Source organism: Brevibacillus sp. HD3.3A (genome assembly GCF_013284375.2).
GTDB lineage: Bacteria > Bacillota > Bacilli > Brevibacillales > Brevibacillaceae > Brevibacillus > Brevibacillus parabrevis.
The window spans coordinates 470,613-496,705 of the sequence record NZ_CP085874.1 but is presented as its reverse complement, the minus strand read 5'-3'; the positions used below and the strand labels follow the sequence as shown (position 1 = coordinate 496,705).

Genomic DNA, 26,093 nt, shown 5'->3' with positions numbered 1-26,093 from the left:
AGAACGAAAAGGGGGTTTTGATTTTCATGCCGATCTGGCGCAATCGACCGTTTCTCATCTTGTTTTGCACGTCCACACTGCTTGCTTGCGGCAGCAAAGTATACGAACTGGCCCTGCCGCTCATTTTGTACGACATGACGCAGTCAGCCATAGCGATGACCACGATGAAAAGCATCGAGTTTTTGCCCAACCTGCTGCTCGCCATGTTCATTGGCGTATGGGTCGACCGCTTTTCGAAAAAGCGCTGGTCGCAATGGATGGTCTTCGGGCAAATGGTGCTGCTGTTTTCACTGTACGCCTTGTCCGCGGCTGGGCACGCCCAGGTCATTCACTACTACATCGCCGGATTTTTTCTGATGGCGTTCAACTACGGCTTTCAAAATGCAAGGGTGAGCATGATCAAGCAAGTCGTGCCTACGCCGCTGCTCACCGCGGCAAATGCCCGTTTTTCGTTCATGAGCACGTTCATTGAAATTATGGGCCCGGCGATTACCGGATTTATTTTGCTGCTGTCCAGTCTGTACTCAGGGCTTCTGATCACAGGCGTAGCCTATATGCTCGCTTTCATCGCGATCTCGTTCCTGGAAAAAGCCGATCCACCTGCTGCGCAAAAAGCCGGGTTCTGGCAGGAGCTAAAAGCTGGCTGGGCCGAGCTGTTGAGCAATAAACCGCTTTGGCATATCACGCTGCTCGTCATTTTTCTCAACGCGACTTCCGGCATGTACGACGCCATGATCATTTTCTTTGCCAAAGATCATTTGCGTCTCGATACTTCTACATTGGGGCTGGTCTTGTCTGTCGCCGGGCTTGGCGGCTTGATCGGCAGCTCCATCGTCGCTCCGCTGCGGCGGCGCTTTCCGCTCGGGAAAATGATGGGCGTAACGATTTTGTCACTCGGCTTCTCCTCTCTGCTCATGGTCTTCGCCAACAGTACGTGGCTGCTCTGCCTGTCCCTGTTTCTCACCGGGCTGATCGCTACGATTGAAAATGTCTGTATCTGGACGTTTCGCCAGGAGACTACGCCCGCCCATCTGATCGGGCGGATTAGCGGCATTACCGGCTCGATTTTCAAGCTGGGAATCGTCTTCTCTATCTTCGGCTCCGGCTTCATGACGGTATCGATCGGCCCGTGGGCAGTCTTTCTTGTCGCTGCTCTCGGCAACATGCTGATCTTTCTCGTCTACCGCAAGCTGTCCTTGTGGCGGCTGGCCTGATCCGGCAATCACCGCACTCTCGCTTTATGTGGCAAAGAAAAAGCCACTTGCAGTTTTTTCGTGCCTGCAAGTGGCTTTGCATCTTCGCGCATGGTGTTTCGCTGCACGACAGCATTCCATTTGGTATCCTAGCCTTTATGCTTTGAAGCGGCTGATCATCTTCTCCAAATCCTCCGCCAAATTGGCGAGAGAAGCAGCCGAGGAATGAATTTCCTGCATGGAGGCAAGCTGCTGTTCTGTCGCCGCAGATACGTCCAAAGTCCGGCTGACAGCGGTGTGCGTGACGGAAGCGACCAGCTCCATCGACGCTGCGACTTTTCCCGTGCTCTCTGTCAAGGTACGCGAGGCTTCCGAAACGCTCTCCACGTCTTTTGCCACACTGACAACCGCATCGCGGATGTGCGAAAAGACTTCGCCCGCCGTCGCGACACCTTCCATCCCCGCTGCCACCTCGTCCGAGCCTTTTTGCATCGACGTTACTGCATCAAGTGTCTCTGCGCGTATGGCGCTAACCAGCTGGGTGATTTCCTGTGCGGACGCGGACGCCTGCTCAGCCAGCTTTCTCACCTCATCTGCGACTACCGCAAAGCCTCTGCCTTGCTCACCCGCCCGGGCCGCTTCGATGGCCGCATTGAGCGCGAGCAAATTGGTTTGACCTGCGATTTGCGTGATCACCTCGACAATTTGCCCAATCTGCTCCGAGCGGCTGCCCAGCCCGCTGACCGCATGAGCCAGTTGCTGCATCGTTTCACCGACGCCGTTCATCTGTTCTACCGCAAGCTGAATCGTCCGGGTTCCTCCCGTCGCCAGCTCCGAGGCGTTCAGTGCCGCAGCCGAGACATTTTGCGCACGCGCAGCGATTTGTCTGATGCCTGCGGTCATCTCCTGCACTTCCTTGTCGCCCTCTTCCACTTGATGCGCCTGCACATCTGCGCCTGTAGCCATTTCCTGGATCGTTTCCGCGATTTGCTCGGTTGCCTTGCTAGTCTGCTCCGAGCTGGCCGTCAACTGCTCTGCCGCAGCCGCTACTTGCTGGGCGTGCCCGCGAATCTGGGAAATGAGCGTGCGCAGATTGGCCAGCATCCGGTTAAAGGACGCAGCCAACTCGCCGATCTCGTCTTTGGAGGACACCGTCAGCTCCTTCGTCAGATCGCCTTCCCCATCTGCTATGGCAGCCAACTGCTCGTTAACGCGATTGAGCGGACGAATGATCGCCCGAATCAACAGTCCGCCAATGACGACAGCTACAAGAACTCCTGCGACACTAAAAGCAATCTGGATGTTGACGGACACGACTTCCCGTTCACGCAGCGACTGATCGTCGGCTTCTTTTTCCCGGCGAACATCCTCCATGAGCGTGCTTACCGTCGAATCAAGCTTCTTTCGCGCTTGCCGCTCCAATCCAAAATGATAGACCATCGATTCTTCCCGTCTGCCTTCGTCCAAAGCTGCCACGGCCTTGTCGCTTGCGGCCAAGTACCCTTGATAAAGTTTCTTCGCTTCTTGCAGCGTTGCTTTTTGCTGCTCCGTAATATCCTCGTACTCGTCCAGCTTTTGAAACAGCGCTTCGATTTTGCCTGCTTTCTCCTTCAACTCCTTGCGATACTCTTCATCGCCCGTGAGCACATAGCCGCGCTCGTCATTGTTTCGACCTGTGAGGGTAAACTGCATCTCGCGCAAATCGGTCAGGAACTCTCCGTCGTCGAGCATCTCCTCATAGGCAGATTTCAGTTGTTGCATATGAATGTACATATATGAGCCTGAGCTGAACATAACGGCCAAAATCAGGCTGAAAGCTAGAATGAATTTGGTTCTGATTTTCAAAAGAGTGCCTCCTCTTGTCGAAATGAATGTGATCATGTCGAAAATACTCGGATACCACCCTTTTTCTTTCCCTGTCCTTTTCCTCTTTAAACCAGGCTAAAAAAATATACGCATGTTTAGGGGCAAACGAAAAAGGCATCCTCGAAAACTAAGTTCCGAAGATGCCTCTGCGTCTATGTTTTACAAGCTTTTACAGCTTTTCAATGACTTTATCGATGATCCCATACTCAAGCGCTTCGGCGGCGGACATGAAGTAGTCGCGGTCGGCATCCTTTTCGATCTGCTCAACCGACTTGCCTGTACGCTGGGCAATGATCGAGTAAAGCAGATTCCGATGCTTCATGATCCGCTCGGCAGCGATTTTAATATCGCTCGCCTGTCCCTGCGTGCCGCCCCATGGCTGGTGAATCATGACCTCTGCATTCGGCAGGGCGTAGCGTTTGCCGGGCGCTCCTGCCACCAGCAGCATCGCTCCCATCGAAGCAGCCATACCTGTGCAGATGGTGGATACGTCGGGCGCCACGAATTGCATGGTGTCGATGATCGCCATTCCCGCTGTCACCGAGCCGCCGGGGGAGTTGATGTACAAATGAATGTCTTTTTTCGGGTCCTCTGCCGCAAGAAACAGCAACTGGGCCACAATTGCATTTGCTACCTGATCATCAATGGCGCTGCCGAGAAAAATAATGCGATCTTTCAGCAGACGGGAGTAAATATCGTACGAACGCTCGCCATAACTCGTCTGCTCAACGACTACCGGAATCAAATTCATGCCAAACCCTCCTTTATATCCTTTAGGCTTTTAGGCTGCCATGCTCATGCGCACGGACTGTGGCGGTACAGCCGCAGCCTTGCTTTTGCCAAACCCGGATGACACCTGAGTGATTACAGCAGGCTGGTCGCTCGAACCGATCGTCCACTCTGTCACTGCTGCTTCCCGTTCCACGTTGTTGCCGTTTGCCGGAAGCATGATGACGTTGTCTGCCTTCGGTTCGACCCGTCTTTCCCACACAACGACTGGTCTTGCTTTTACAGGCGCTGAAGCCTCTGCCTTCATGACGGCTCGCCTCCTTCTTTGGGATACACCGCGAGAATGACCTGATACGTCTCCTGTGCACTTGTCTTCGTCTGATACTTTTTGACGAGCTGATTGACGAGCTGCACGTATTCCTCGACAAAAGCTGCCCGCTGCTCCTCGCTGGCGAGGCGAATGCTCGTATCGAGCGTGGCACTCGGAATTTCTTTTTCCTGATCCGAGCGTTCCAGCAAAGCGAGGGCATCCCGCTTGATCCGCTCAGCCGTCTGGATCAAGTGCGACAAAGCTCCCTGATCCTTCATCTGCTGCACGGTGTCGTTAGCCCAGTTCAGCCCTTCGGAGAGCACGTACGTGCGAGCTATCGCCAAATACAGCACTTCAACCAGATTGCGGACCTGCCGACTCCCTACGCGCCTGACCAGCCCGACCTTTTCCAAAGCTTTCAGGTGATAATTCACCCGCTGTGGAATCTCGTTGATTCCCCGCGCTACTTCCGCCGCTGAAGCAGGCTCCGCCAATCGGCTCAAAATCTCGGCCCTGAGCGGATTCAACAACGCCATCGCCTGCTCGGGCGTTTCGACGATATACGTTTCCAGCTGTTCGTGCGCCACAACAACACCTCATGACATTAATCATTTACGTAAAAATAGTTTATTACGTGACAACTCGTTTGTCAAATGCTGGCCAAGCCCGAATTTGCTCGCAGACGAAAAAGCAGCTCCGCCCGTCAGCGAAGCTGCTTCCTTTTTTCGATCACACCTTACCTCACAGGTCACAGGTGTGCAACGATCTCCCCGTCATTCGGCACAAGGACGCGTTTTTGCAGTTTGTGCTCGCCCAAAAACTCGCGAAGCTCGCTGCGCGACAACAGGCAGTGATTCCACGTCTCCATGTGGGCTACCAGCACGTGACTATCCGGTGCGGCTGCCGCCACAGATGCTATGTCCTCTTTTGTCATCGTGATCGGATCGCCCGCCAAAAACCTTGCCGCCCCGGCGAACACGACGATGGCATCTGGCGAGAACCGTTGAATCGTCTGCCCTACCTCGTCGCACCAGATCGTATCTCCTGCCATGTACAAGGTCGGTTCGCCAGGGGCTTGCAGGACAAAACCGGAAACTGGCCCCATCGCTTTTCCGATCTCGCCTGTCCCGTGCTGCCCGGCTGTCCGATTCAGGCGAATCCCTTGCCAATCATGTTCGTCCTTGATGGCGGTAACCTGTGAAAATCCTTGTTGCAGCAGCATTTCCTCGTCTGGCTGCTGGCAGAACACAGGTAAATTCCGTGGCAACAGGCTCATCGCTTTTTCGTCCAAATGATCGCGATGCGTATGGGTAATCACAATCGCGTCAACTCCTGCCAGCACTTCTTCCACAGAAAAAGGCAGGTCGACCAAAGGATTTGCCCGCTGATTCGGCGTATTCGGTACAGCAGGCAGCTCCCCGGCATCGCTGAACATCGGGTCGATCAAAAACGTGCGGCCGCCGTAAGCCACTTTCAATGTGGCGTGTCTAACAAGTTGAATGTGCATCTCTTCACTGTCCTCCAGTCCCGATCGTATAATAGAAATGAGCTTGCTTTTATTGTAAAAAACAAACGCCTCTTCCCGCGAAACAAATACAGCGCCCCACTTTCACCGTGAAAGGAGATTTCCATGCCAGACCAAACCGACCTCGCCATTTTGGCCTTGCTGCGCCAAAACAGCCGCCTTTTGTGGAAAGACATCGGCGAACAGGTGCATTTGAGCGGACAAGCCGTCGGCAACCGCATTCGCCGCATGGAGGAACAGGGTATTATTACCGGCTACACTACACTCGTGGATGAAACAAAGCTGGCTCCGTCCCTCACTGCCATGGTCACCATGTTCATGAAGACGACCGATCATACGAGCTTTACTCGCTTCGTCGCCTCCCGCAGCGAAGTTCTCGAAGCGCATCGCATCAGCGGAGAAGGCTGTTATACGATGAAAATCAACGTCCCTGACCAGTCCGCCCTCAACCGCTTTTTGGATGATCTCCTGCCCTTCGGCAACTATCGCGTCAACCTGTCTATCGGCAAAATCAAATAATCGGATCATTGGCAATGGAATCAATCCCCCTGCTTTTTAGGGTTGCTGGAATATGTGAACAGGAGTAGAATGATGGATACGAAAGGAGGAGGATCGCCGTGGAAGATATGCTGCTGCTGTTTTCACTGGATGATTTCTTCGCCTTGCTCGCCCTCCTTGTGGGTTGCTTCACGTCCGGCTTTTGCCTGAGACGTTGTGACCACCCGCAATTGCAGGCGTTTCGTTGGAGCACGAGCGACAGCTATCAACCCTCCATCAATCCTTGCTCGGTTGAAACTTATCCGATGGCAGCAAGGCAACCGCTGCGCTTCCGCATCATTCGGCGGATTCAGCACGCGAATGGCGACAAGGATACATACATCTCCCTTTTTTTGGATCGCACGGCTTGAACCACATCCAAAAGGAGGTAGATCTTATGATCGCCAAATATATCGGAGAAGTTTTGTTGTTCGTCGTCGGTTTGCCTATCTTCGCTTACCAAACCGGAGAAAGCTTGCACGCTTTGGCAGACGCATTCGCACAAATGTCCGATTTCGTTAACTGGAAATAAACGTGTCCGCTAGTGGGCAACGATACAAAAAGACCTGGCCGTCCTGCGACAGTCAGGTCTTTTTCTGCGGAAAAAACCTCGGCGTATTTCGTAAACGCAGATGTGCCCGCATGCAGCAGCATCTTGTCCTTCAAAAAAAAGGAGCGCTTGGTCATGACCACTTGTGTTACTTGGTATGAATGCGGTCGCCTCGCGTTGTCGGCTGGGAAATGACCAGAAATTCCACGTCTGCGCTACTCTCGTTTTTCATCTGATGCTTGGCCCCCGGAGGTACTTCTACCCCTTCCTGGACGCCAATCTCATACCGAACGCCTTCTACTTCAAGTACGGCCTGTCCACAGAGCACGAAAAAAAATTGCCGGGAACGCTCATGATAATGGCGCACCTCCGCCGTATTGGCTGGCATTCGCTCAAAAATGACGCTCAAATCCTGGCCTTTGACCAGATGCCAACCGTCGCAATTGTCGCCCCACATGTAATGCTCGGCATTGTGCTTGCTCACTTTTAGCGTATCGTTTGCCTGTTCCGCCACTGACTTTCCCCCTGTTTTTTACTTTCCATGATGACATGCCCGCAGTCTTGCTGCCACTGTTTCTTTACTTTTTCTCCCCGTTATGTTAAAATGTAATTGTATCGCAAATGAATATTCGTTTCGTTTATGGAGGAGCCTGTCATCATAGGGTTCTTTTTGTCTTTTTTTAGCTGACAAAAAGAAAAACCCCTTGATTACGGGCTCTTTTTGTTTTTTTTCAAAAAGATAAAGGGGGAAACCACATGCTTATTTTTCAGCTGGCTGTCATCTTGATCGCCTCCAAAATCGCCGGTGACATCAGTGTGCGCCTGGGACAGCCGTCCGTTTTGGGGAAGTTGCTCATCGGTATCGTTCTCGGCCCTACTGTTCTCGGGCTTGTCACTGACACGGAAATTTTGAAAGAAATCAGCCAGATCGGGGTCATTCTGCTCATGTTCATCGCGGGTTTGGAAACCGATATAGACGAGTTCAAGCGCACCGCCAAATCCTCCACCAGTGTAGGTGTGGCGGGCATCATCGCCCCTTTGGCTCTCGGGTATGTAGCCGGAATCACGATGGGACTATCCTCGATCGAATCGGTCTTTTTGGGACTCTTGCTCTCCGCGACCAGCGTGAGTATTTCCGTCCAAACGCTGAAAGAACTGGGCAAGCTAAAATCACGGGAAGGCGCGACCATCATGGGTGCTGCTGTGATTGACGACGTTCTTGTCATTTTGGCCCTCGCCTTTTTGATGAGCTTTGCGGGCGGCGACGTCAACCTGGGAATGGTCGTTTTGAAAAAGGTCGCGTTTTTCGCCGCCGTCATTCTCCTGTCGTGGAAAGTGGTTCCATGGGTTCTGCGTAAATTCGCGCCTTTGCAAGTAACCGAATCCGTCATTTCCGCTGCCCTGATTATTTGTTTCCTGTTTGCCTACTTTGCCGAGTATACAGGTGTGGCCGCGATCATCGGCTCCTATATCGCTGGTGTGGCAATCAGCCTGACCACGTACAAGCAAGAAGTCACGCACAAGGTGGAAACGATCAGCTACGCGGTATTCGTTCCGGTCTTTTTCACCTCGATCGGGGTAACTGCGCAGTTTTCCGGTATTGTGGAAAATCTGTGGCTGATCGTCATCCTGAGTGTCATCGCCATTGTCTCCAAGCTCGTTGGCGGTGCCCTTGGCGCAAAAATGACCGGGTTCCCCTGGAAAAATTCAATGGCAATCGGAGCGGCCATGGTATCGCGGGGCGAAGTGGCGCTGATTATCGCCGCCATCGGGTTGGAAAACAATCTGCTGACAGACGATATGTTTGCCGTCTTGATCGTCGTTGTTCTTTTGACGACGATTGTTACCCCGCCGATGATGAAGTGGTTTTTTGCCGACAAGGACGGACAGGAAGAAAAGCTGTTGATGAAAAAGAATGCGTAACCACAAAAAACAGGCTGCTCCGCGTCACGCGACGCCGGGGCAGCTTTTTTCATCGGCAGACGTTTCTTTAACGAGTCGTTTCGGCTTATCATGAAGAAAAAAGGAGGGTGTCCCGCATGAAAGTCGTCATCGCTCCCGATTCTTTCAAAGGAAGTCTCACGGCCAAGCAAGCAGGTGAAGCGATTCGCGCAGGGGTACAACGCGCCTGCCCCCAAGCCGAAGTTGTCGTCTCGCCCATGGCAGACGGCGGCGAAGGAACCATGCAGTGCCTCGTTGATGCCACCAATGGCAAAGTTTTGACTGCGCAGGCCATGGACCCGCTCGGACGCACGATTGCAGCCCAGTTCGGCATTCTTGGCGACGGCGTGACCTGCGTCATCGAGCTTGCCTCAGCATCTGGTCTGTATCTCATCGCCAAAGACGAACGCAATCCGCTGCTCACTACTACATACGGCTTCGGCCAGCTGATTTTGGCGGGACTCGATCACGGGTGCCGACGCTTTATTCTCGGACTCGGCGGCAGCGCGACTAACGATGGCGGTGCCGGAATGCTGCAAGCGTTGGGCTACAGGCTGCTCGATGCAAACAATCAGCCGCTTGCTTTTGGCGGCGGCGAGCTTTCGCGGCTGTCGCATATCGACGACAGCGACAAAGACAAACGGCTTGATGCGTGCCAATTTGTCATCGCCTGCGATGTCGACAATCCGTTTGTCGGCCCTAACGGTGCTTCCCGCGTATTTGGCCCGCAAAAAGGCGCCACCCCGCAAATGGTTCTCGCACTGGACGAGCATTTGCGGCATTTTGCCGACGTGATCAAACAAACGACTGGCACCGCCATTCACGACTTGCCCGGGACAGGAGCGGCAGGCGGCGTGGCAGGGGCGCTTTTGGCTTTTCTCGGCGGCAAGCTGCAATCCGGCATTCAGATCGTCATGGAAACGACCCGGCTCGCTCTCGCCATGGACGGAGCCGATCTCGTCATCAGCGGAGAAGGCCAGGTCGATTTTCAAACAGCGCAAGGCAAGACACCATGCGGCGTAGCACAGCTCGCACAGCAATGCGGCATTCCTGTCATCGTGCTGGCAGGCTCTGTCGGGGAAGGCATAGAAGCTTTGTACGAAAAAGGCGTTACCGCTGTCATCGGGATCACCAACAAGCCGATGACGCTGGATGAAGCCATGCAGAATGGCGCTTCCCTGTTGGAACAAGCCGCTGAGCAAGTCATGCGCGTCTACGCCTTGGGCAAAAACGGCTGAAACCGTCCGGCCCGTGGCTGGTTCACACTGTTTGCAACTTCCTTCCATCCTTCAACAAAAAAGCCCTCCCTCGCCTGCGAAGGATCGGTCCGGAACTGACCTGATTTTCGCAGCATGAGAAAGGGCTTTTTTTCATGAAATGGGATGTGGCCGCTTGCGGTCAACAAAACGGTCATGACCGCTTTGTTTACTTCGTCTCCCGGTGCAGCGTATGGCGTTTCAGGCGAGGCGAATATTTTTTCAGCTCCAGCCGCTCTGGATGCGTTCTTTTGTTTTTGGTCGTGATGTAGTTCCGATCTCCTGTTTCCGTACACTGCAAAGTAATGTTTACGCGCATGTGACGCTCCTCCTTTTTCCTTTTACATCGACATCTCTACGACGGTGCTGGCTGTAGGCAACGGATCAGGGAGCATACCCCAGTCCGACTCGTATTCCTCGTCCGTCAAGAGACAGGCATCGAGTTGCTCTGTCACCGCTGTCTGATCCAGCCCAATGCCGATGAACACCACCTCTGTCATCCTGTCGCCGTGATTCGGGTCCCAATTGTGCTGCCAATCCGTCTCTTCTGCAAGCACCGCCTGCTGTTCCTCTGGCGGCAGCGCTGCCGTCCAGTACCCGGCTGTTCCCACTTCAATGGACGGCCCTGCCTGACTGAGCGTCATCGCCAGATCATTTCGCGTTGCCAGCCAGAAAAAACCTTTGGCTCGCACGACCTCTTCCGGCCATTGCGCAAGCCATTCGCCAAATCGTTCCGGGTGAAAAGGTCGGCGCGCGCGGTAGACAAATGAAGAAATCCCGTACTCGTCAGTCTCCGGGGTGTGCTCCTCTTTTTGCAGCTCCGCAATCCAGCCCGCCGATTGGCTGGCAGCTTCGAAATCAAACAAGCCTGTATTCAAAATCTCGTGTGGATCGACCTGACCGCGTACGGAGCGAATCAAGCGCGCCTTTGGCTGCAATTTTCTCAGCACAGCTTCCAACTGCTCCAAATCCTCGGGAGCTACGCGATCGCACTTGTTCAAGATCAGCACGTCGCAAAACTCAATCTGATCCACCAGCAAATCGACCACTTCTCGCGTATCGTCCTCGCCCACAGCCTGATCCCTGTCCAACAAGCTTTCCCCCGAGGAAAAGTCATGCCAGAAACGGTAGGCATCCACCACTGTCACCATCGTGTCCAACCGGGTCAACAGCGACAAATTAATCCCGTTCTCCTCATCAACATATGTGAACGTTTGCGCGACCGGAACAGGCTCGCCGATCCCTGTCGATTCGATCAGTATGTAGTCATACCGTCCTTCGAGCGCCAACCGCTCCACTTCTGTCAGCAAATCTTCCCGCAAAGTGCAGCAAATGCAGCCGTTCGACATCTCCACGACCTTTTCATCTACGCGGGAAATGCCTCCCCCTTGCGCTACCAAAGCTCCATCCATATTCACTTCGCTAAGGTCGTTGACAATGATGGCGACGCGCAATCCGTCCCGGTTGTTCAAAACGTGATTGAGCAATGTCGTCTTCCCTGCTCCCAAGTAGCCGCTCAACACTGTTACCGGGATTCTTGTATCGTTCATCAGTTGCTCTCCTTTGTCTGTTTGTTTAACAAAACGTAATCATTACGATTTATGAATCATACTAAACCAACTGAAGTCGTCATGTCAACACAAAACGAAATAATTACGATTTAACGAACTCACCACGGTCCAAAACACGTCCTCTTTCTGTTCCTTTATTTGGTATAATCGAACTATGTCGCAGTCGAAAGTAGGAGCAAATGTGACTTTATACGGGTTTTACACGGATGAGTCAGGAAACAACGGCTTCAACGATATGAAAAACCAGCCGGTACTCTGCTATGCAGGCGTACTTGTTCCGATCCATCACCAAATCCACTTGCACCGTGAAGTGCAGAAAATAAAAGACAACCTGGAAAAAGATATAAAAGCAGCCATCCACGGGATACCCGCCGAGCAATTTCCGCACATCGATTTCTTCAAAAAGTTCGAGATACACGGAAAAGCGTTTATTGATGGCGAAAATTTTTACTATAATTTGTCAGATGCACAACGCTTCCGGGTCGTTGATGAATTGCTGTCTCTGGTGAAAGCTGCCGAGGTAAAAGTGGTGGCGGCCCTTGTCAACAAGCCGCTTTATCAGGCCAAGGCAAAAGAGACGAATCATAACCGGATGCACCTTCATGCGTATACGGAACTCGTGAAGTGCCTCTCAAACGAGATGAGTCATTCCGATTCTTACGCCTTCATCATCTGTGACGACGGCAAGCCTAGCGAACTCAACCATTTTCGTGACGCCTTGCGAAACCCGGCAAATCGCCGGGTGTACCCGGACCTTCAAATCAAATTGTCGCATGATACAAACGCAAACCTGATCCAGCTTGCCGACATGATCAACTTCATCACTTCCGTTTATTTTCGGGCGATCTACGGCTTTCCTCCGCGCAAACGGCACCAGGAGACCCTCTTCGCTCTTTACACCAGGCACCTGAAATCCAAGATCATCACATGGGAGTATAAATAAAAAGAGGAGAACGCACCCAACGTGCGAACTCCTCTTTTCGGTCGTACACAACGTGCGACCTGTTCCTACCCTATCCACAATCCGGCGCTTTTATGCCCAAAACAAATTAAGACACTCTGTTCATAGATCAAAAACTGAGCTACGCACAGAATGCCTTAATTTCATGTGGATTTAGTCGTACACAACGTGCGAGCAAATCCCTCGATTTCTATTGTATGCCTGGTTCCTTTTTTTGTCAAGGCTCATGAACAAGCAAGGAGAAGAGGATTTGCTCTTCTCCTTGCGCCAGTCGCTTTAGCGCAGTCTTTTCATCGCAACAGCTTCTCCATGCACGCCCATTACCGGCTGGTATACAGTGCGATTGTTCAACTGATCCTGCTCCACAACCGGACGAGGACGGTTCTCTTTCCAGGTGATCTGACTGTACACATTGCCTGCAGCCGTAGGCATGGTAACCAAAATGTCCTTCACCTGATCCTGATTGCCATCCGCGATCGCCAATTTTGGCAGCAATCCTTGATCGCGTTTGCCCACGGGGATGATCGTCTGTTGATGATCTTTTCCTTCCCGCACGACCAGCCGCAAATTTTTCGCTGTCTGGTTCATGGAGAAGCCCATTTTGTCTCCGATCAAAAGAATCTGGTCTTTTACCCCATCGCCCGTTACATCGGCATACTTGGTATCCAGTACATATGTACTGTCGCCCCGCATGCTAAAACCGCTATTAATCGAGACTTCCTGCGATGGCAAGTTGTCTTCGTCCGCTTTTTCCACCGTCAGTGACAGCAGTTGCGGCTTGTTGTCAACGACATTCCACACGCTGGTCGCCACTGCAACATAATCCTCGTTGTTGAATCCCCACATAATCTGTTTGCCCATCCAGCGCAGGTTGCCTTTGGCGTCGCGGAAAGGCACGAGTTCAACCAGCTTTTGCGTAAACCCGTCCATCGTCCTCAACAGCTTTCCGTCCGCTTGATAAATCCCTTTGTCCATATACTTCGTCTTGTTCGCGGACAAATCAATTGTCGTGACCGCTTTTGTGCGCAAGTTGGTCACCTTCGCCTGAAATCCAGCGGTAAACTGAACGGAAAACGGGATATCTTGCCCAGGCTGGAGCAGGACTACCGGAGCATATGCCTGCGTCTGGAAAGTGCTCGCATGAACCGGATCGGCTCCCACTCCTGATGCGATGAGAATCGCGCCGCTACATGCGATCGCTGCCATTGCCTTTTGCCATCGTTTCATAATTGTTCTCCTCCTCTGTAAATGGGCATGCTATTTCTTGCCAGATTATTACACCCGTGTATTTCCTTCCCTCTATACATCTCTAACGAGGGGGACAGGGTAAATGTTGCTAGTAAATAATTCCTAAGTTTTCTTGCTCGTTTTTACCGATTTGCAACAACTTTACAGAAGCGGCAAGCTACAATAGAGTCAAATGTGAAGCAGCTACAGAAAGGAACAATCACAATGAAAAAGGCTTGGCTCTTGTCTGCGGCATTCTGCGCTGCCTTGTTGAGCGGTTGCGGCCTGACAGATACTCCAAATGAATTGATGCGCGCCCCTTCGGCTGACGGCGACCAGAAATCGATCAATCAGGCCGTCATGCAATTTTTGCCTGCCGGTTCTCAACTGGCGGTCCCGCTGCACCCTGCGGAAGCAAGCGCTGTCTCCCTGCAAGACTTGAACGGAGACGGGGCTCCCGAGGTTGTCGCGTTTTACAAGTCAGATAAAACCGACTACGAGATCGGCGTGCTGGTGCTGACCCAAAAGCAGGGAAACTGGCAAAAGCTGACTTCTTTTACCGGGATCGGCAATGAGCTGGACTACGTTTCGTTCAACGACCTGACTGGCGACCATATCCCGGAGATGCTGATAGGACTGGGCGGCGGTGACGGCTTGAACAAAGAACTGTCCGTCTTTTCGATCGCCGATGACAAGACCCGGGAACTGATGAAGCAGTCGTATTCGGTAATGGCGGTTGGCGACCTGAACGGAGATCAACAACCCGAGCTTGCCCTGGTCATGCACGATCACACCAACTTCACCTCCAAAGCAGAGCTGTTCGGCGCAAAAGACGGGAAAATTACCAAACTGACTGAGATCGCGCTCGACGGCTACGTAAACGGATACGAACAGGCGATTATCGGCAAAGCATCGCCTACGCGCAATGCGCTGTTTATCGAATCGGGTGTCGGCGCACATTCCTCTGCCACCGACCTGCTGCTCTGGGAAAATGGCGAGCTGCGCAATCCGCTGGCTAAAGTAGAGGGAGAAATGGATTTGACCTTCAAGGCTTATTCTTTGTACAGTGAGGATATTAACGGGGATGGAATTATTGAGGTCGGCACGATGATTCAGCCGCTTGGGACGGAAGATATGGCGATGGCCGAAATTCCTTGGATCTCCTCCTACTTTCAATGGGATGGAAAAACGGGGCTGAAACACGTGGAGGATCACTACCAGAACTTTGCCCAGGGCATCGATCTGAAAATTCCCGATAAATGGCGGGACAAATACTCACTCGCGACCCTCCCCAGCTCCAATTCGTTCACGATGCGCTTTTTCTACTACGGAGAAAACGGGAAAAATAAAGCCGAGCTTTTGACTCTCCAAAGCGTTCCGCAAACCGAGTGGAGCAAATTCGAGAACGGACTCAAGCAGAAGCAAGTTCCTTACGTCCTGCTGAAAGAAGAGGGCAAGCAAGTTTTGATCGCGATTCTGCCGCAAGCAGCACCTAACCTCGGCAAGTCTGCCATGCAGGAGTACCGTGCCATGCAGCTCACTGCCGACGAAATACGCCAGCTCTACAAGCCTTTATCCATTCCGTGATAAAGGCCAGCGCTGTTTACCCGTCCATCGTCCATGGATAGCTGAAAAAGTCGAAATCAGATCAAGGGGATTTGCCTTATGAAGGTTTTATTGCTGGAAGATGAAAAATCGATCCGCGATTTTGTGCGCATCAATCTGAAACGCGAAGGCTGGGAAGTCATCGAGGCAACCACCGGAGAAGAAGCACTGGAGATCGCAGACGCCAATACCGATATCGAGATTGCCATTCTCGACGTCATGCTGCCTGGCATCGACGGCTTTGAAGTATGCGGGCATCTGCGCAAAAAATATCCGCGGCTGGGCATCATCATGCTCACCGCCAAAAGTCAGGAGCTGGACAAAGTAATGGGGCTGGAGTTCGGCGCCGACGACTATGTGTCCAAGCCGTTCAGTCCCGCAGAGCTGTTGGCTCGCGTCAAGGCGCTGCACCGCAGGCTCGCTCCTGTTCCCGCAGCTGTTGAAGACAAAAACGTCATTGATATTGCCCCGTTCACCTTGCTGCTCGATGAGCGGAAGCTGACGAAAAAGGACCAGGAAATTGTCCTGACCCCGAAAGAGTTCGCGATTATCAAGCTGTTGGCCGAGAACGCGAACAAAGCAATCAGCCGCGATGAGATTTTGACCAACGTCTGGGGCCAGTTTTTCGTCGGCGACTTGAAGATCGTCGACGTGAACATGCGGAGAATCCGGCAAAAAATTGAGGATGATCCTGCTCACCCGACTTTCCTGGAAACGGTTTGGGGATACGGGTACCTGTGGCGAAAGGATGCTCCTCATGAAAGGAATTAAAAGCAGGCTTGTCCTCTACTTCGGCATGATCCTGCTTTTGATTGTGTTGTTGCTGGAAGGCCTGTTTTATTGGGCTGTCCACACTTACTACTTCGGGACAGCGACCGAAGCATTGGAAACACGCAGCACGACATTCACCAATTTTATCAACAAATACGCTACCGGCTACCGCCTAAAGGATAAAGCTCGTTATATTTTGGAGAACATATCCAGTCAAGAGTATGCCAAAATCGAGGTTCTCGACCTGAATGGCAAAGTCATCCTCAACTCTTACGGGTTCCAGACAGGAGAGCTGATCCAGACTTCCGACGTCACAGATGCCATTCGCGGGCAAAAAGGACTGTTTGTCGGCAGAAGCCCGCAATCCCGCGAGCGGGTAATTGCCATCTCCAATCCGCTCACGTTTGCTTCTGAATACGTCGGGGTGCTGCGCTACACGATCTCCGCCGAGCCTTTATATCAGGCGGTTAATCGCATTGCCCTCTACGGACTGAGTGTTGGGGCGGGCGTAGTTTTGCTGGCTTTTGCTCTCAGCCTGCTCATGGCAAAACGAATCGTCGACCCGATCGAAGAGCTGACCAACGCCGCGAAGCAAATGGCCGAGGGCAATTTCACCGCTCGCGCCCCCAAACGCTACGATGACGAGGTAGGAACGCTCGCCGATACATTCAACTACATGGCAGCGGAGATCGGCAAAAACGAGAAGCTGAAAAACGACTTTATCTCCTCCGTCTCCCACGAGCTGCGCACGCCGCTCACTTCGATAAAGGGCTGGGGGGAAACGCTCATTTCTGGCGGCTTGGAGGAGCCGGAGGAAACGATGCTCGGCCTTGAAGTCATCTCCAAGGAAACGGATCGGCTCATCGGCCTGGTAGAAGAACTGCTCGACTTTTCCAAGTTTCAGTCCGGCGAGATGAAGCTTTCCCGCGAACGGATGGACTTGCGCGAGATTTTGGACGATATGCATGTGCAATTCGCCATCCGCTCTCAGGAGAAGCAAATCGATTTTCAACTCGACCTGCCCGCTTCTCCGCTGATCGTCATGGGCGATCCAAACAGGTTGAAGCAAGTGTTTGTCAATCTGCTGGACAACGCCTTCAAATTCACGCCAAAAGGCGGCACGATATGCGTAGCGGCAACGGCCTCGGAAGACAGGCTGACGGTCACCGTAACGGATAGCGGAGAGGGCATCCATCCGAACGATTTGCCGCATGTCACGGAAAAGTTTTTCAAAGGCACCTCCAAGCTGTCTGGAAGCGGCCTGGGGCTTGCGATCTGCAAGGAGATCATTCAACTCCACACAGGTCGATTCCTGGTCAGCAGCGAGCAAGGGCGCGGCACTTCCATCATGGTTGATTTGCCTCTGGCCCCTCCCCTTGCCGGACTTGCCGGAAGCGCGTCGACGGTGGAACGAACGGAGTGAAAACGGCAATCACTTACTTCCTCGACGTACACACCCGGCACAGAGGTTTTGCCTCGCCGATCGGTTTTGATTCCACCTGCAACTGCACTCTCGCTCCCAAAAGTTGTCCGAACAGCGCAGCCTGCTTGAATGCGAAGGTTGCGCAGCAAAAAGCTGTCCGATATCGCCAGGTACATGCATCGCTAATAAAACACGTGTTTATACCATACAAAAAGGCAGCGCTGTCCCATGACTTTTTCCTGTCCGGGACAGCCGCTGCCTTTTTCCTTGCTTGCCTTGGCACATGCACATGCGCTGCCTGTTCCGCTCGTTCCCTGTGCCATTTTCCTTGGTGTTTACAGTTACACGCTACACTCGCACCAGCTCCGGTTTTTTGCCTTGCAACGGATTCGTCTGCTCCACCGCGTAGCCCACATTCAGCACCAGCCCTTCTTGCAGAGCTGGACCAATGATTTGCAAGCCTACCGGCATTCCGTTCTTCAGCCCACACGGAACCGTCAAAGCGGGCAGTCCGGTGAGATTGCTCGGCCCGGTAAAGCGAATGATCTGATTGATCAAGTCGACCTGCTCACCATTCAAGTCAGCGAACGCCTCTCCGATATTAGGCGCAATAATCGGCAAAGTCGGGGCGATGATCACATTCACCTTTTCAAAAGCCTTGCGGAAGTCGCGCTTGATTTGGCGGCGAAGCTGCTGCGCCTGCAAGTATTCGACCGCAGACGGAAGCTCTCCCAGCTCAAACAACAGGCGGATATCGCTGCCAAAGTCGTCCGGCCGCTTCAGCAAATTGCGATGATGGATGGTAGCGGCCTCTGACAAAATCGTAATCATCTCTGCGTACTCCGCGTAGGCAAGTGCCGGAATCTCGACCACCTCCACTCTGGCGCCTTGATCTGCGAGTGCCTGGATCGCCTTCCTCACCAGCCGCTCCACTTCCGTATCCACCTGCTTGAAGAAATAGTCCTCGTTCACCCCGATCACCAGCTTGCTCACATCGCCAGTCAGCTCAGCCATGTATGTAGCAACAGGCGCATTTACAGATGTCGGATCGTTTGGATCGTAGCCTGCAATGATTTCCAGCAAGCCTGCCGCATCCTTCACTGTTTTCGTCATCGGGCCGATATGGTCAAGCGACCAGGAGAGCGGAAAGCAGCCGTATTTGCTTACCCTGCCGTGCGTCGGCTTCAACCCGACAATCCCGCAAGCAGAAGACGGAATGCGAATGGAGCCAGCCGTATCCGTGCCAAGCGAAGCGACGCACATATCCGCTGCCACTGCTGCTCCCGAGCCGCCGCTTGAACCGCCTGGGATTTTATCCGGGTTCCACGGGTTCCGGCACGCGCCGTAATGCGGATTGTTGTTCGTAATCCCCCACGCGTATTCATGCATGTTCAGCTTTCCGGTAAAGACAGCCCCGGCTTCCCGCAGCTTGGCAATAATCGTCGCATCGTAATCCGGAACAAAATGCTGATGAATTTTCGATGCCATCGTCGTCACTTCATTTTGAAAGTACAAGTTGTCCTTGATCCCCATTGGAATCCCGTGATACATCCCGCGATACCCGCCGGAAGCAATCTCCGCATCTGCTTTTGCGGCCGCTTTCTCAGCCGCTTCTCTCGTAATGGACAAATACGCATTGATCGTCGGATTCAACGCTTCGGCGTGATCCAAAACAGCCCTCGTCAGTTCCAGCGAGGAGACATCCCGCTTTTCCAGCAGGCCAGCCAGCTCTTCTGCCGACTTGCCGATCAACTCTTTACTCAAAATGGTCACCCCCCGGGATATTTCGCAATGCGATATCGTGATCATCCAGCAAAGCCGCTTCTGTCTCTTGCTTCAAACTGACGATCCCCCGCCATCTCATCTCCAGTTCATCGAGATGCTCCTTGGGCACCCTCACGCCTTTTGTTTCCAGACTATCGAGAATGAACAATTTCAAAGCCATTCCCCTCCTTCCTTTTGCGCTTTTCTTATCGCAACTCTTATGCCAATCAAAAACAGAGGCAGGACAAGCATTTGCCGCGAAGAATCTGTTTCATTAACAGACTTCCACGCGTAATTTTCTGATTTTTCTATACAAAACTCGCGGCAAACACGCTCTTTCTCATTTTGAGACTGGTTTTCGCAAATCAAGACATGAAACGAGGGGATATTGTGCGCATCCAAATCGGCTTGCTTTTTTCCTTGACGGGAACTACCTCGCTCACCGAAAAAGGGCAATGCGATGCTGCCAGGTTCGCCATCGAGGAATACAATCGCGCTTCCTGCCAAGTCGAAGCTGTCATAGCGGATATTGGCTCCGATCCGCGAAAAGGGGCACAAGCAGCGGAAAAGCTGGCCCGGCAAGGAGTTCGCATCTTCGTAGGCTGCTACACGTCGACCTGCCGCCAAGCCATCCTCCCTGTGCTGGAAGCATACCATTGCCTGCTTGTTTATCCGACGTTATACGAGGGGAAGGAGTGCCACCCAAACGTCATCTACACCGGGGAGCTGCCGAACCAGCAAATTCATACGCTGCTGGACTATATGACCAGCCATTACGGCAAGCGCGTCTACTGCATCGGCACTGATTACTACTATCCGCGCGAAACGCATCGGCAGGTGCATTCCTTTTTGGCGCAACGCAATGGCATGGTTGTAAAAGAGCATTACGTGCCGTTCGGACACCAGCATTTTCACGATGTCTTGTCCGATATCGCCGAAGAACAGCCGGATGCCGTCTTTTCCACGCTGGTCGGGAAAAGCATCGCGCCCTTTTACCGGGATTTTCACCGCATGGCGGCTCCGCGAAAAAAGATTCCCATTTTCAGTCCGATCACAAAAGAGACGGAACTGGCTGCAATCGGCACGCCATACCGCGCGGGTCATTACAGCTCCGCCAGCTATTTTCAGTCGCTGCCTGGCGAGGACAACAAAGCGTTCATCGCTACTTTCCAGCGGTTTCTCGGGGAAAAGCGCCCGATTTCCTCTGTCATGTACAACACGTACCTGGGAACCAAGCTCATCCTGGAAAGCTTGCTGGACACAAAAAGCATTAGCCACCGGGACATTGTGAAGCAGATCAAGGGCCGCACATTCCCGACCGTATGCGGCCCGATGGCGCTGGACACCTCTGATCGCCATCTGTCCAGACCCGTCAAAATCGGCAAATCGCTCCCCAACGGACAATTCGAGATCGTGTGGGATTCCAAGCGCAGCATCTCGCCTGCTCCCTTCCTGACAGATACGAAGCTTCCTGGCGCTTTGCCTGAAACGGTCTTGAACGGTTGGAGCCGAATCAGCGACGAAGCGCTTATCGTGGCCACCACGGACGGCTTGATCGTCTACATGAGCGAGCAGGCATCTGCTTTGACGCAGCTCTCCCCTGGTCAAACGGTGGCAAAAAACAACTGGGCTGACCTCTCTTCCCGCTATGAGGTGACATGCTCCGAGCAAGCGCCTTATCTTTTTTACTTGTTGAAAGCGAAAGCAAGCGCAACACCCACCGTTCAGCTTGCCAGTCCTGCCGCTTCCTTTGGCCGCGTGCGAACATCCCATCCCGGCTACCAAGCGGAGCTGAATGTCGCTCGTCTGGCGGCGGAATCGCAAGCCAATGTGCTTATTTTGGGCGAAACGGGAACAGGCAAGGAAGTTTTGGCCGAAGCGATTCACCGGGAAAGCGAGCGCCGCCACGGTCCTTTTCTTGCGATAAACGCTGCCTCGCTGCCGCGGGATTTGATCGCCAGCGAGCTGTTCGGGTTTGTCGACGGGGCATTTACAGGAGCAAAAAAGGGCGGGGCGATCGGCAAATTTGAGGCGGCCAACAACGGAACGATTTTTCTCGACGAAATTGGCGACATGCCGCTTGACTTGCAGGCTGTCCTGCTTCGCGTCATCGAATCGAGAAAGATCGTCCGCCTTGGCGATACAAAGGAACGAGCCATAAACGTCCGCATCATCGCCGCCACCAACCGCAATCTGCTGCAAGCCGTGGCGAATGGCGATACGTTCCGGGCCGATTTGTTTTACCGTTTGAACGTGCTGTCCATCACCATTCCGCCGCTGCGCGAGCGCAGCGAAGATATCCGGCAGCTCGCCCAGCAATTCCTGCACGACTTGTGTGCCCTTTACGGCAACGGGCCACATCTCATCGAAAAGGCAGCCTGGAATGCCCTCTTAGGCTACCAGTGGCCGGGAAATGTACGCGAGCTGCGCAATGTCGTGGAACGGGCTTTTTTGTTAGCCAAAAGAGCAGGCGAACCGATTCGCCCGGAACACTTGCCCAGCCAGATTCGCGAAGATGTTCCCCTCCCGTCCGCTTCTCCTTTTTCCTTGAAAAAGCTGGAGCAAAAAGTGATCGAAGAAGCCCTGCAAAAATCGCCCAACGTGGAAGCGGCCGCGCAAATGCTCGGTATCGCCCGCAGCACCTTGTATCGAAAAATAAAAGAAAGCACAAAAAAACTGCCGGAAAATCCGGCAGCCTGGGAACGCTAAAGTAAACATTTAGAAGCTGTTCGTGATCACGAGTTCATCCAATCCGAAGCGGGCAGTTGGGTACGCCTGCACACTCGCTGTTCCGATGGTGAGCATCAAGGTCGGCAAATAACGCGATGGGATGTTCAGCTCTTTGATCAGCGCATCGCGGTTGTATCCGCCCATTGGGCATGTGTCATAGCCTTTTGCTTTTGCTGCCAGCATGAGCTGCATAGCGGCATAGGAAGAGTTGCGGATGGCCTCGTCACGGGCGATCTCAGGGTTGTTTTTGTAAGCCCCTTCGATTTGTCCGATCAAGGTGTCGCGTACTTCCTGGGTGACATAGCCTTTTTCCAGCGCGGCGTCATAAATCGTATAGGCGGACTTGTTTGCTTCCAAATCGCCCAGGATGATGATGGTCGCGTAAGCATCCACAACCTGCTGCTGACCGTAAGCGATTGGCAGCAGCTTTTCCTTGATCGCCGGGTCGGTTACGACGAGAAAACGCCAATGTTGCAAATTCCAGGAAGACGGAGCGCTGGCTGCGAGACGCAAAATTTCATTCAGCTCTCCTTGGGGAATCGTTGCATTCGGATCGTATTTGCGTACGCTGTGGCGTGCTTCCATCACCTGTTCAGCGGTCATTTTCAATTCTGTGTTCATACTCATTCTCCTCTCAGTATTGAAATACCCTTGTTGAAGTATATAACTTACTTTAATATAGTTACAAACATTATTCAATCATTTTTTCTTACGCTTTACCGCTTTTCATCCCCTATTGTTTGGAGGCGCTTCGTTTGAAATACACGGATAACATTGTCATCGTCACTGGCGGCGGTCAAGGCATCGGTTTGGCTGTCGCCTCCATGTACGCAGCTCACGGCGCTCACGCCGTCATCGCGGAGCAAAATCCCGCAGCAGGCGAAGCCGCTGTCGAAAAAATAAACGCTGCCCGAGATACTCCCGGAACGGCTTTATTTGTCCAAACAGACGTAAGCTCGCCCGAGCAGATCGAGCAACTGATGCAAACAGTCGACTCCCGCTGGGGGCGTCTCGATGTGCTGATCAACAACGCTGGCCTGTCCGTCTGGGAATCGCCTTACGACTTGGCTGTCGACGCATGGGATCGCATCTTGAACACCAACCTGCGCAGCGTCTTTCTCGCTTCGCGGGAAGCAGCCAAAATCATGCGTCGCAACGGCGGCGGCGCCATCGTCAACCTCGCTTCTACAAGAGCGCATATGTCCGAGCCGCACTCCGAGGCATACGCCGCTTCCAAAGGGGGCATTCTCGCACTCACCCACGCTTTGGGCGTGTCGCTTGGACCTGACGGAATACGCGTGAACGCCATATCACCGGGCTGGATCGAAAATGGCGATTACTCCGCCCTGCGCCCGCAGGATCATGCGCAGCACCCGGCGGGACGGGTCGGCACTCCCGACGATATCGCCCGTGCCTGCCTCTTCTTGACGAGCAAGGACAACGACTTCATTACCGGCACAGAGCTTGTCATCGATGGAGGCATGACGCGCAAAATGATTTACGAGCCATAAAGCTAAACCAATGCCCCTCCTCCTGAATACTTTGTGGGTAACAAGAGATAAAGGAGGAGTTCGATGTCTTTTGAAGAGGAAGACCTCAGGCTGCTTGCCCTCTGGCTGTTGGCGATCGGTTATTTGATTCTCGCCTTCACTGAGTTCGCCGCCCTTGGATATTGGTAAATAAGCAAAAAAGAGCCGCCCCCCTGCACGGGAAGCGGCTCTTTGTCTTTGCCTTTGTATCACTACCAGGTTCGGAACGGAGGCGAGCCTGGCGCCTGATGCTGGATTTGCTCCATAATCGGGTAACCGTAGGCCAGAATGATCAGGAATGCAACCAGTCCGACCCATACAGGCCAACGCTCCAAAATGCGGGGAACTTCTTGCTTCGTTTCGGTTTCGGCAATCGGATATTCCGTATTGCCTTTTGGCGCGTAGAACGTCAAGTACAGCAAAATGAGGATCAGCAGAACCGCCGACACAAACAGCAGTCCTCCACCAAAAGCCATGACGCGTTGGTAGTCCATCCAGCCGAGAGCGGTCGGATGATCCATGTACGTCGTATAGTCTGTGCGGCGCGGCGCTCCTTGCAGCCCCATCGTATGCATCGCAAGCGACATCAGGAACATCCCGACAGCCCAGAATACCGTCTGCACCATACCTATCCGGTTGGCTATTTTGGTCAGTTTGCGTCCGGTCAAGGCAGGGATCAGCCAGAAGCTGACTCCGAAGAACGTGAGGGCAACTGCCGCCCCGACCGTGATGTGAAAGTGTCCCGTTACCCAAATCGTATTGTGAATAACCGCGTTGATCTGGTTACTTGCGTTAATGATTCCGCCCGCTCCCCCAGGAATGAAGAACAGCATTCCGACAAATGGAGCGAAGAAGCGAACGTCAGTCCAAGGCAATTTTTTGAGCCAGCCGAACAGGCCGCTTCCGCCTTTTTTGCGTCCCGTCGTCTCGAAGACAGCGAACATCGAGAAGGCGGTCATCAGCGATGGAATAACGACAATCAAGGTCAATACAACGTGAATCATTTTCCAGCCTGCGGAAATTCCCGGCTCCATCAACTGGTGGTGGAAGCCGACCGGAATCGAGAACAGCAACAGACAGATGAACGCAAGACGGCTTAACGAATCACTGAACACATGTCCGCCGATAATTCGCGGGATGCATACATACCAAGCCATGTAAGCAGGCATCAGCCAGAAGTACACAAGCGGGTGGCCGAAAAACCAGAACAGCGTACGGCTGAGCATGATATTGATCGTCGGCACGAGTCCGAGTGACCACGGAATGAGTTGGAACAGTACCTCTACAGCTACCGGGAGAGTAGCGATAATCCACATGACGTATGTGGTAACTCCCATGAACACGAACAGCGGAGACATTTTACCCGGATTTTCTTTTTTCCATTTGCGATAGCTGGCAAAAACCCCGAAGCCAGCCAGCCAGCTGCCCACGACGAGCAGGGCCGAACCGATGTAAAAGTATGGAGAAGCTTTTAACGGTGCGTAAAACGTGTACAAGACCGAAGCTTCGTTCATCACGATCGTGACGACCGCCATCAGCGTTCCCGTCACCATGAGAATCCAGCCTGCCCAACCAAATTTCAGCGCTGCTCCGTGCAAGGAGCCGCCTGTCGTTCGGGCAACACCTGAGAAAATAAAGCCGACGATAAAGAACGTGGTAAAAATGAGTGCCATCAATACGCCATGAGCCGTTAAAATTTGATAGTAGTTCGTCCAGCTTGGCAGTTCAATAATACCGCCGCGAACCATCCCTTGGAGCATACCTGCCAATGCTGCCAGCCCAAAAGCCGCATACGCCACCCAGACATAAGCCAGACTCAGTGTGGCTGCAGAACGCTGTATCGGAGTGTGAGGAATTGCTTCATCCAATTTTCTTGCGATGACCATTAAGGTTCACCTACCTTTATTTCACAATAATTGTGGTTGCCATCACCTGATGGCCTGCGCCACAGTATTCGTTGCAAAGGATCAGGTATTCACCTGGCTTGTCAAACGTATGGGTAGCTGAGCTGATGTGCCCTGGCAAAACCATGAAGTTGATGTTTGTTTCCGGAATCTGGAAGCCGTGAACAACGTCCGGACTTGTTACATGAAAATTGATGGTGGAGCCCGCCGGAACCTCCATCTTTGTCGGTGAGAAACCAAAGGCAAACGCCGTCATGTAAGCGTCGTACTCCTTGTCTCCCACTTGCTTCAAGCCTGGTTTATCAAAGGGAGGAGTCTCCATCACTTTTTCCGGATCGATCATTTCCATATTGCTTGGCGGAGCCATCCCCATCGCAAACGCGTTGACACACAACAACACGATAAACAGCGCCAATCCGCCTGCACCAAGCATCAGCCATATTTTTTCATAACGGTGCAAATGCATACGTATCCTCCTTCTCTTCCTCTATTACGCCCGTTCCAGGAAAAGCCCGAATACACCTAGCCAGCCAACGAGAATGATGCCTCCCACAATTAGCACAGCAGCAAACGTTCCTTTGAGCTCTTCTTTCTCTGGTTGTGTCTTTTTTTCTTTTGACTTTTTGTTTTGCTCCAATTTGTCGATTTGCGTCTCCATCGCACTTTTCTCCTTTCTGTGTGCCGCGCAGGCGCATCACATC

The 26,093-nt window shown here is 52.9% G+C and carries 27 protein-coding genes; 12 read left to right on the top strand and 15 right to left on the bottom strand.

Features of this window, described 5'->3' with window-relative positions; genetic code table 11:
- The first annotated feature begins 26 nt into the window (after nt 1-26).
- Complete coding sequence (locus tag HP435_RS02680) at nt 27-1,214, top strand: MFS transporter (protein WP_229049797.1); 1,188 nt, start codon at nt 27-29, stop codon at nt 1,212-1,214.
- A 135-nt stretch (nt 1,215-1,349) separates the two neighbouring features.
- On the opposite strand, the gene HP435_RS02675 is transcribed toward HP435_RS02680, so the two are convergent.
- The 5 genes from HP435_RS02675 to HP435_RS02655 all read right to left on the bottom strand — a co-directional run bounded on the left by HP435_RS02675 (nt 1,350) and on the right by HP435_RS02655 (nt 5,605).
- Entirely contained in the window at nt 1,350-3,038 is a 1,689-nt protein-coding gene (locus HP435_RS02675) for a methyl-accepting chemotaxis protein (protein WP_122966629.1), read from the bottom strand.
- Nucleotides 3,039-3,228: 190 nt separating this feature from the next.
- Nucleotides 3,229-3,810, bottom strand: coding sequence for an ATP-dependent Clp endopeptidase proteolytic subunit ClpP (gene clpP / locus HP435_RS02670; protein ID WP_122966630.1), 582 nt, complete (start codon nt 3,808-3,810; stop codon nt 3,229-3,231).
- Nucleotides 3,811-3,840: 30 nt separating this feature from the next.
- Complete coding sequence (locus HP435_RS02665; RefSeq protein ID WP_122966631.1) at nt 3,841-4,095, bottom strand: hypothetical protein; 255 nt, start codon at nt 4,093-4,095, stop codon at nt 3,841-3,843.
- A complete protein-coding gene (locus tag HP435_RS02660; RefSeq protein WP_122966632.1) occupies nt 4,092-4,685 on the bottom strand; it encodes a winged helix-turn-helix domain-containing protein in 594 nt (197 codons plus the stop codon). Before HP435_RS02660 ends, HP435_RS02665 begins: the two co-directional genes overlap by 4 nt.
- Before the next feature lie 161 nt (nt 4,686-4,846).
- A complete protein-coding gene (locus HP435_RS02655) occupies nt 4,847-5,605 on the bottom strand; it encodes an MBL fold metallo-hydrolase (RefSeq protein ID WP_122966633.1) in 759 nt (252 codons plus the stop codon).
- A gap of 123 nt (nt 5,606-5,728) precedes the next feature.
- On the opposite strand from HP435_RS02655, the gene HP435_RS02650 reads away from it, so the two are divergent.
- The 3 genes from HP435_RS02650 (at nt 5,729) to HP435_RS29035 (ending at nt 6,692) form a co-directional block, all read left to right on the top strand.
- Nucleotides 5,729-6,142: an Lrp/AsnC family transcriptional regulator gene (locus HP435_RS02650; RefSeq protein WP_122966634.1), complete on the top strand. Its 414-nt coding sequence runs from the start codon at nt 5,729-5,731 to the stop codon at nt 6,140-6,142.
- Between the two features lie 107 nt (nt 6,143-6,249).
- Complete coding sequence (locus tag HP435_RS02645) at nt 6,250-6,531, top strand: hypothetical protein (RefSeq protein WP_217365824.1); 282 nt, start codon at nt 6,250-6,252, stop codon at nt 6,529-6,531.
- A gap of 26 nt (nt 6,532-6,557) precedes the next feature.
- The gene (locus tag HP435_RS29035) at nt 6,558-6,692 is read left to right on the top strand and encodes a hypothetical protein (RefSeq protein WP_255679197.1); all 135 of its coding nucleotides are present in this window, start codon (nt 6,558-6,560) and stop codon (nt 6,690-6,692) included.
- A gap of 166 nt (nt 6,693-6,858) precedes the next feature.
- On the opposite strand, the gene HP435_RS02640 is transcribed toward HP435_RS29035, so the two are convergent.
- Complete coding sequence (locus HP435_RS02640) at nt 6,859-7,167, bottom strand: cupin domain-containing protein (RefSeq protein ID WP_063229484.1); 309 nt, start codon at nt 7,165-7,167, stop codon at nt 6,859-6,861.
- Nucleotides 7,168-7,466: 299 nt separating this feature from the next.
- Between HP435_RS02640 and HP435_RS02635 the strand changes: the two genes are divergently transcribed.
- On the top strand, nt 7,467-8,633 hold the full coding sequence (locus HP435_RS02635) for a cation:proton antiporter (protein WP_173599923.1): 1,167 nt from the start codon (nt 7,467-7,469) through the stop codon (nt 8,631-8,633).
- Nucleotides 8,634-8,749: 116 nt separating this feature from the next.
- Nucleotides 8,750-9,889: a glycerate kinase gene (locus HP435_RS02630; RefSeq protein WP_173597971.1), complete on the top strand. Its 1,140-nt coding sequence runs from the start codon at nt 8,750-8,752 to the stop codon at nt 9,887-9,889.
- A 187-nt stretch (nt 9,890-10,076) separates the two neighbouring features.
- On the opposite strand, the gene rpmG is transcribed toward HP435_RS02630, so the two are convergent.
- Together rpmG and HP435_RS02620 are read right to left on the bottom strand one after the other, a co-directional pair.
- Complete coding sequence (gene rpmG, locus HP435_RS02625) at nt 10,077-10,226, bottom strand: 50S ribosomal protein L33 (RefSeq protein ID WP_063229390.1); 150 nt, start codon at nt 10,224-10,226, stop codon at nt 10,077-10,079.
- A 22-nt stretch (nt 10,227-10,248) separates the two neighbouring features.
- Entirely contained in the window at nt 10,249-11,457 is a 1,209-nt protein-coding gene (locus tag HP435_RS02620; RefSeq protein ID WP_173599924.1) for a GTP-binding protein, read from the bottom strand.
- A 202-nt stretch (nt 11,458-11,659) separates the two neighbouring features.
- Between HP435_RS02620 and HP435_RS02615 the strand changes: the two genes are divergently transcribed.
- Complete coding sequence (locus HP435_RS02615) at nt 11,660-12,421, top strand: DUF3800 domain-containing protein (protein ID WP_122966639.1); 762 nt, start codon at nt 11,660-11,662, stop codon at nt 12,419-12,421.
- A gap of 294 nt (nt 12,422-12,715) precedes the next feature.
- Here HP435_RS02615 and HP435_RS02610 read toward each other — a convergent pair whose 3' ends face one another.
- Nucleotides 12,716-13,666: a hypothetical protein gene (locus tag HP435_RS02610; protein WP_173599925.1), complete on the bottom strand. Its 951-nt coding sequence runs from the start codon at nt 13,664-13,666 to the stop codon at nt 12,716-12,718.
- 225 nt (nt 13,667-13,891) lie between these two features.
- Here HP435_RS02610 and HP435_RS02605 point away from each other — a divergent pair, with 225 nt between their 5' ends.
- The 3 genes from HP435_RS02605 to HP435_RS02595 all read left to right on the top strand — a co-directional run bounded on the left by HP435_RS02605 (nt 13,892) and on the right by HP435_RS02595 (nt 17,465).
- Nucleotides 13,892-15,253, top strand: a complete 1,362-nt coding sequence (locus HP435_RS02605; protein ID WP_173599926.1) for a VCBS repeat-containing protein — start codon at nt 13,892-13,894, stop codon at nt 15,251-15,253.
- A gap of 78 nt (nt 15,254-15,331) precedes the next feature.
- Nucleotides 15,332-16,042, top strand: coding sequence for a response regulator transcription factor (locus HP435_RS02600; protein ID WP_173599927.1), 711 nt, complete (start codon nt 15,332-15,334; stop codon nt 16,040-16,042).
- Complete coding sequence (locus HP435_RS02595; protein WP_122966643.1) at nt 16,029-17,465, top strand: ATP-binding protein; 1,437 nt, start codon at nt 16,029-16,031, stop codon at nt 17,463-17,465. Before HP435_RS02600 ends, HP435_RS02595 begins: the two co-directional genes overlap by 14 nt.
- 348 nt (nt 17,466-17,813) lie before the next feature.
- On the opposite strand, the gene HP435_RS02590 is transcribed toward HP435_RS02595, so the two are convergent.
- Nucleotides 17,814-19,229, bottom strand: coding sequence for an amidase (locus HP435_RS02590; RefSeq protein WP_173599928.1), 1,416 nt, complete (start codon nt 19,227-19,229; stop codon nt 17,814-17,816).
- The gene (locus HP435_RS02585) at nt 19,222-19,410 is read right to left on the bottom strand and encodes a hypothetical protein (RefSeq protein ID WP_173599929.1); all 189 of its coding nucleotides are present in this window, start codon (nt 19,408-19,410) and stop codon (nt 19,222-19,224) included. The genes HP435_RS02590 and HP435_RS02585 overlap by 8 nt, the downstream gene beginning before the upstream one ends.
- Nucleotides 19,411-19,619: 209 nt before the next feature.
- Between HP435_RS02585 and HP435_RS02580 the strand changes: the two genes are divergently transcribed.
- Complete coding sequence (locus tag HP435_RS02580) at nt 19,620-21,938, top strand: transporter substrate-binding protein (protein ID WP_173599930.1); 2,319 nt, start codon at nt 19,620-19,622, stop codon at nt 21,936-21,938.
- Nucleotides 21,939-21,947: 9 nt separating this feature from the next.
- Here HP435_RS02580 and HP435_RS02575 read toward each other — a convergent pair whose 3' ends face one another.
- Nucleotides 21,948-22,580 (bottom strand): nitroreductase family protein, encoded by a 633-nt coding sequence (locus HP435_RS02575; protein WP_173597965.1) that lies wholly within the window; start codon nt 22,578-22,580, stop codon nt 21,948-21,950.
- 134 nt (nt 22,581-22,714) lie between these two features.
- On the opposite strand from HP435_RS02575, the gene HP435_RS02570 reads away from it, so the two are divergent.
- The gene (locus HP435_RS02570; RefSeq protein WP_173599931.1) at nt 22,715-23,470 is read left to right on the top strand and encodes a glucose 1-dehydrogenase; all 756 of its coding nucleotides are present in this window, start codon (nt 22,715-22,717) and stop codon (nt 23,468-23,470) included.
- A gap of 230 nt (nt 23,471-23,700) precedes the next feature.
- Here the strand turns inward: HP435_RS02570 and HP435_RS02565 are convergent, their stop codons facing one another.
- The 3 genes from HP435_RS02565 to HP435_RS02555 are packed head-to-tail and all read right to left on the bottom strand — an operon-like array spanning nt 23,701 to nt 26,050.
- Nucleotides 23,701-25,374 carry a b(o/a)3-type cytochrome-c oxidase subunit 1 gene (locus HP435_RS02565; protein WP_173599932.1) on the bottom strand — a complete coding sequence of 558 codons (1,674 nt, stop codon included), beginning with the start codon at nt 25,372-25,374 and terminating at the stop codon, nt 23,701-23,703.
- Nucleotides 25,375-25,390: 16 nt separating this feature from the next.
- Nucleotides 25,391-25,858, bottom strand: a complete 468-nt coding sequence (locus tag HP435_RS02560; RefSeq protein ID WP_063229376.1) for a cytochrome c oxidase subunit II — start codon at nt 25,856-25,858, stop codon at nt 25,391-25,393.
- Between the two features lie 24 nt (nt 25,859-25,882).
- Nucleotides 25,883-26,050 (bottom strand): cytochrome c oxidase subunit 2A, encoded by a 168-nt coding sequence (locus HP435_RS02555; protein WP_122966651.1) that lies wholly within the window; start codon nt 26,048-26,050, stop codon nt 25,883-25,885.
- Nucleotides 26,051-26,093 lie beyond the last annotated feature (43 nt).

Coding starts and splice junctions, on each gene's coding strand:
- HP435_RS02555 (WP_122966651.1), bottom strand. CDS start 26,050: ATGGAGACGCAAATCGACAAATTGGAGCAAAACAAAAAGTCAAAAGAA.
- HP435_RS02650 (WP_122966634.1), top strand. CDS start 5,729: ATGCCAGACCAAACCGACCTCGCCATTTTGGCCTTGCTGCGCCAAAAC.
- HP435_RS02630 (WP_173597971.1), top strand. CDS start 8,750: ATGAAAGTCGTCATCGCTCCCGATTCTTTCAAAGGAAGTCTCACGGCC.
- HP435_RS02575 (WP_173597965.1), bottom strand. CDS start 22,580: ATGAACACAGAATTGAAAATGACCGCTGAACAGGTGATGGAAGCACGC.
- HP435_RS02560 (WP_063229376.1), bottom strand. CDS start 25,858: ATGCATTTGCACCGTTATGAAAAAATATGGCTGATGCTTGGTGCAGGC.
- HP435_RS02645 (WP_217365824.1), top strand. CDS start 6,250: ATGCTGCTGCTGTTTTCACTGGATGATTTCTTCGCCTTGCTCGCCCTC.
- HP435_RS02585 (WP_173599929.1), bottom strand. CDS start 19,410: ATGGCTTTGAAATTGTTCATTCTCGATAGTCTGGAAACAAAAGGCGTG.
- HP435_RS02605 (WP_173599926.1), top strand. CDS start 13,892: ATGAAAAAGGCTTGGCTCTTGTCTGCGGCATTCTGCGCTGCCTTGTTG.
- HP435_RS02595 (WP_122966643.1), top strand. CDS start 16,029: ATGAAAGGAATTAAAAGCAGGCTTGTCCTCTACTTCGGCATGATCCTG.
- HP435_RS02600 (WP_173599927.1), top strand. CDS start 15,332: ATGAAGGTTTTATTGCTGGAAGATGAAAAATCGATCCGCGATTTTGTG.
- HP435_RS02640 (WP_063229484.1), bottom strand. CDS start 7,167: ATGTGGGGCGACAATTGCGACGGTTGGCATCTGGTCAAAGGCCAGGAT.
- rpmG (WP_063229390.1), bottom strand. CDS start 10,226: ATGCGCGTAAACATTACTTTGCAGTGTACGGAAACAGGAGATCGGAAC.
- HP435_RS02665 (WP_122966631.1), bottom strand. CDS start 4,095: ATGAAGGCAGAGGCTTCAGCGCCTGTAAAAGCAAGACCAGTCGTTGTG.
- HP435_RS02620 (WP_173599924.1), bottom strand. CDS start 11,457: ATGAACGATACAAGAATCCCGGTAACAGTGTTGAGCGGCTACTTGGGA.
- clpP (WP_122966630.1), bottom strand. CDS start 3,810: ATGAATTTGATTCCGGTAGTCGTTGAGCAGACGAGTTATGGCGAGCGT.
- HP435_RS02635 (WP_173599923.1), top strand. CDS start 7,467: ATGCTTATTTTTCAGCTGGCTGTCATCTTGATCGCCTCCAAAATCGCC.
- HP435_RS02610 (WP_173599925.1), bottom strand. CDS start 13,666: ATGAAACGATGGCAAAAGGCAATGGCAGCGATCGCATGTAGCGGCGCG.
- HP435_RS02565 (WP_173599932.1), bottom strand. CDS start 25,374: ATGGTCATCGCAAGAAAATTGGATGAAGCAATTCCTCACACTCCGATA.
- HP435_RS02680 (WP_229049797.1), top strand. CDS start 27: ATGCCGATCTGGCGCAATCGACCGTTTCTCATCTTGTTTTGCACGTCC.
- HP435_RS02655 (WP_122966633.1), bottom strand. CDS start 5,605: ATGCACATTCAACTTGTTAGACACGCCACATTGAAAGTGGCTTACGGC.
- HP435_RS29035 (WP_255679197.1), top strand. CDS start 6,558: ATGATCGCCAAATATATCGGAGAAGTTTTGTTGTTCGTCGTCGGTTTG.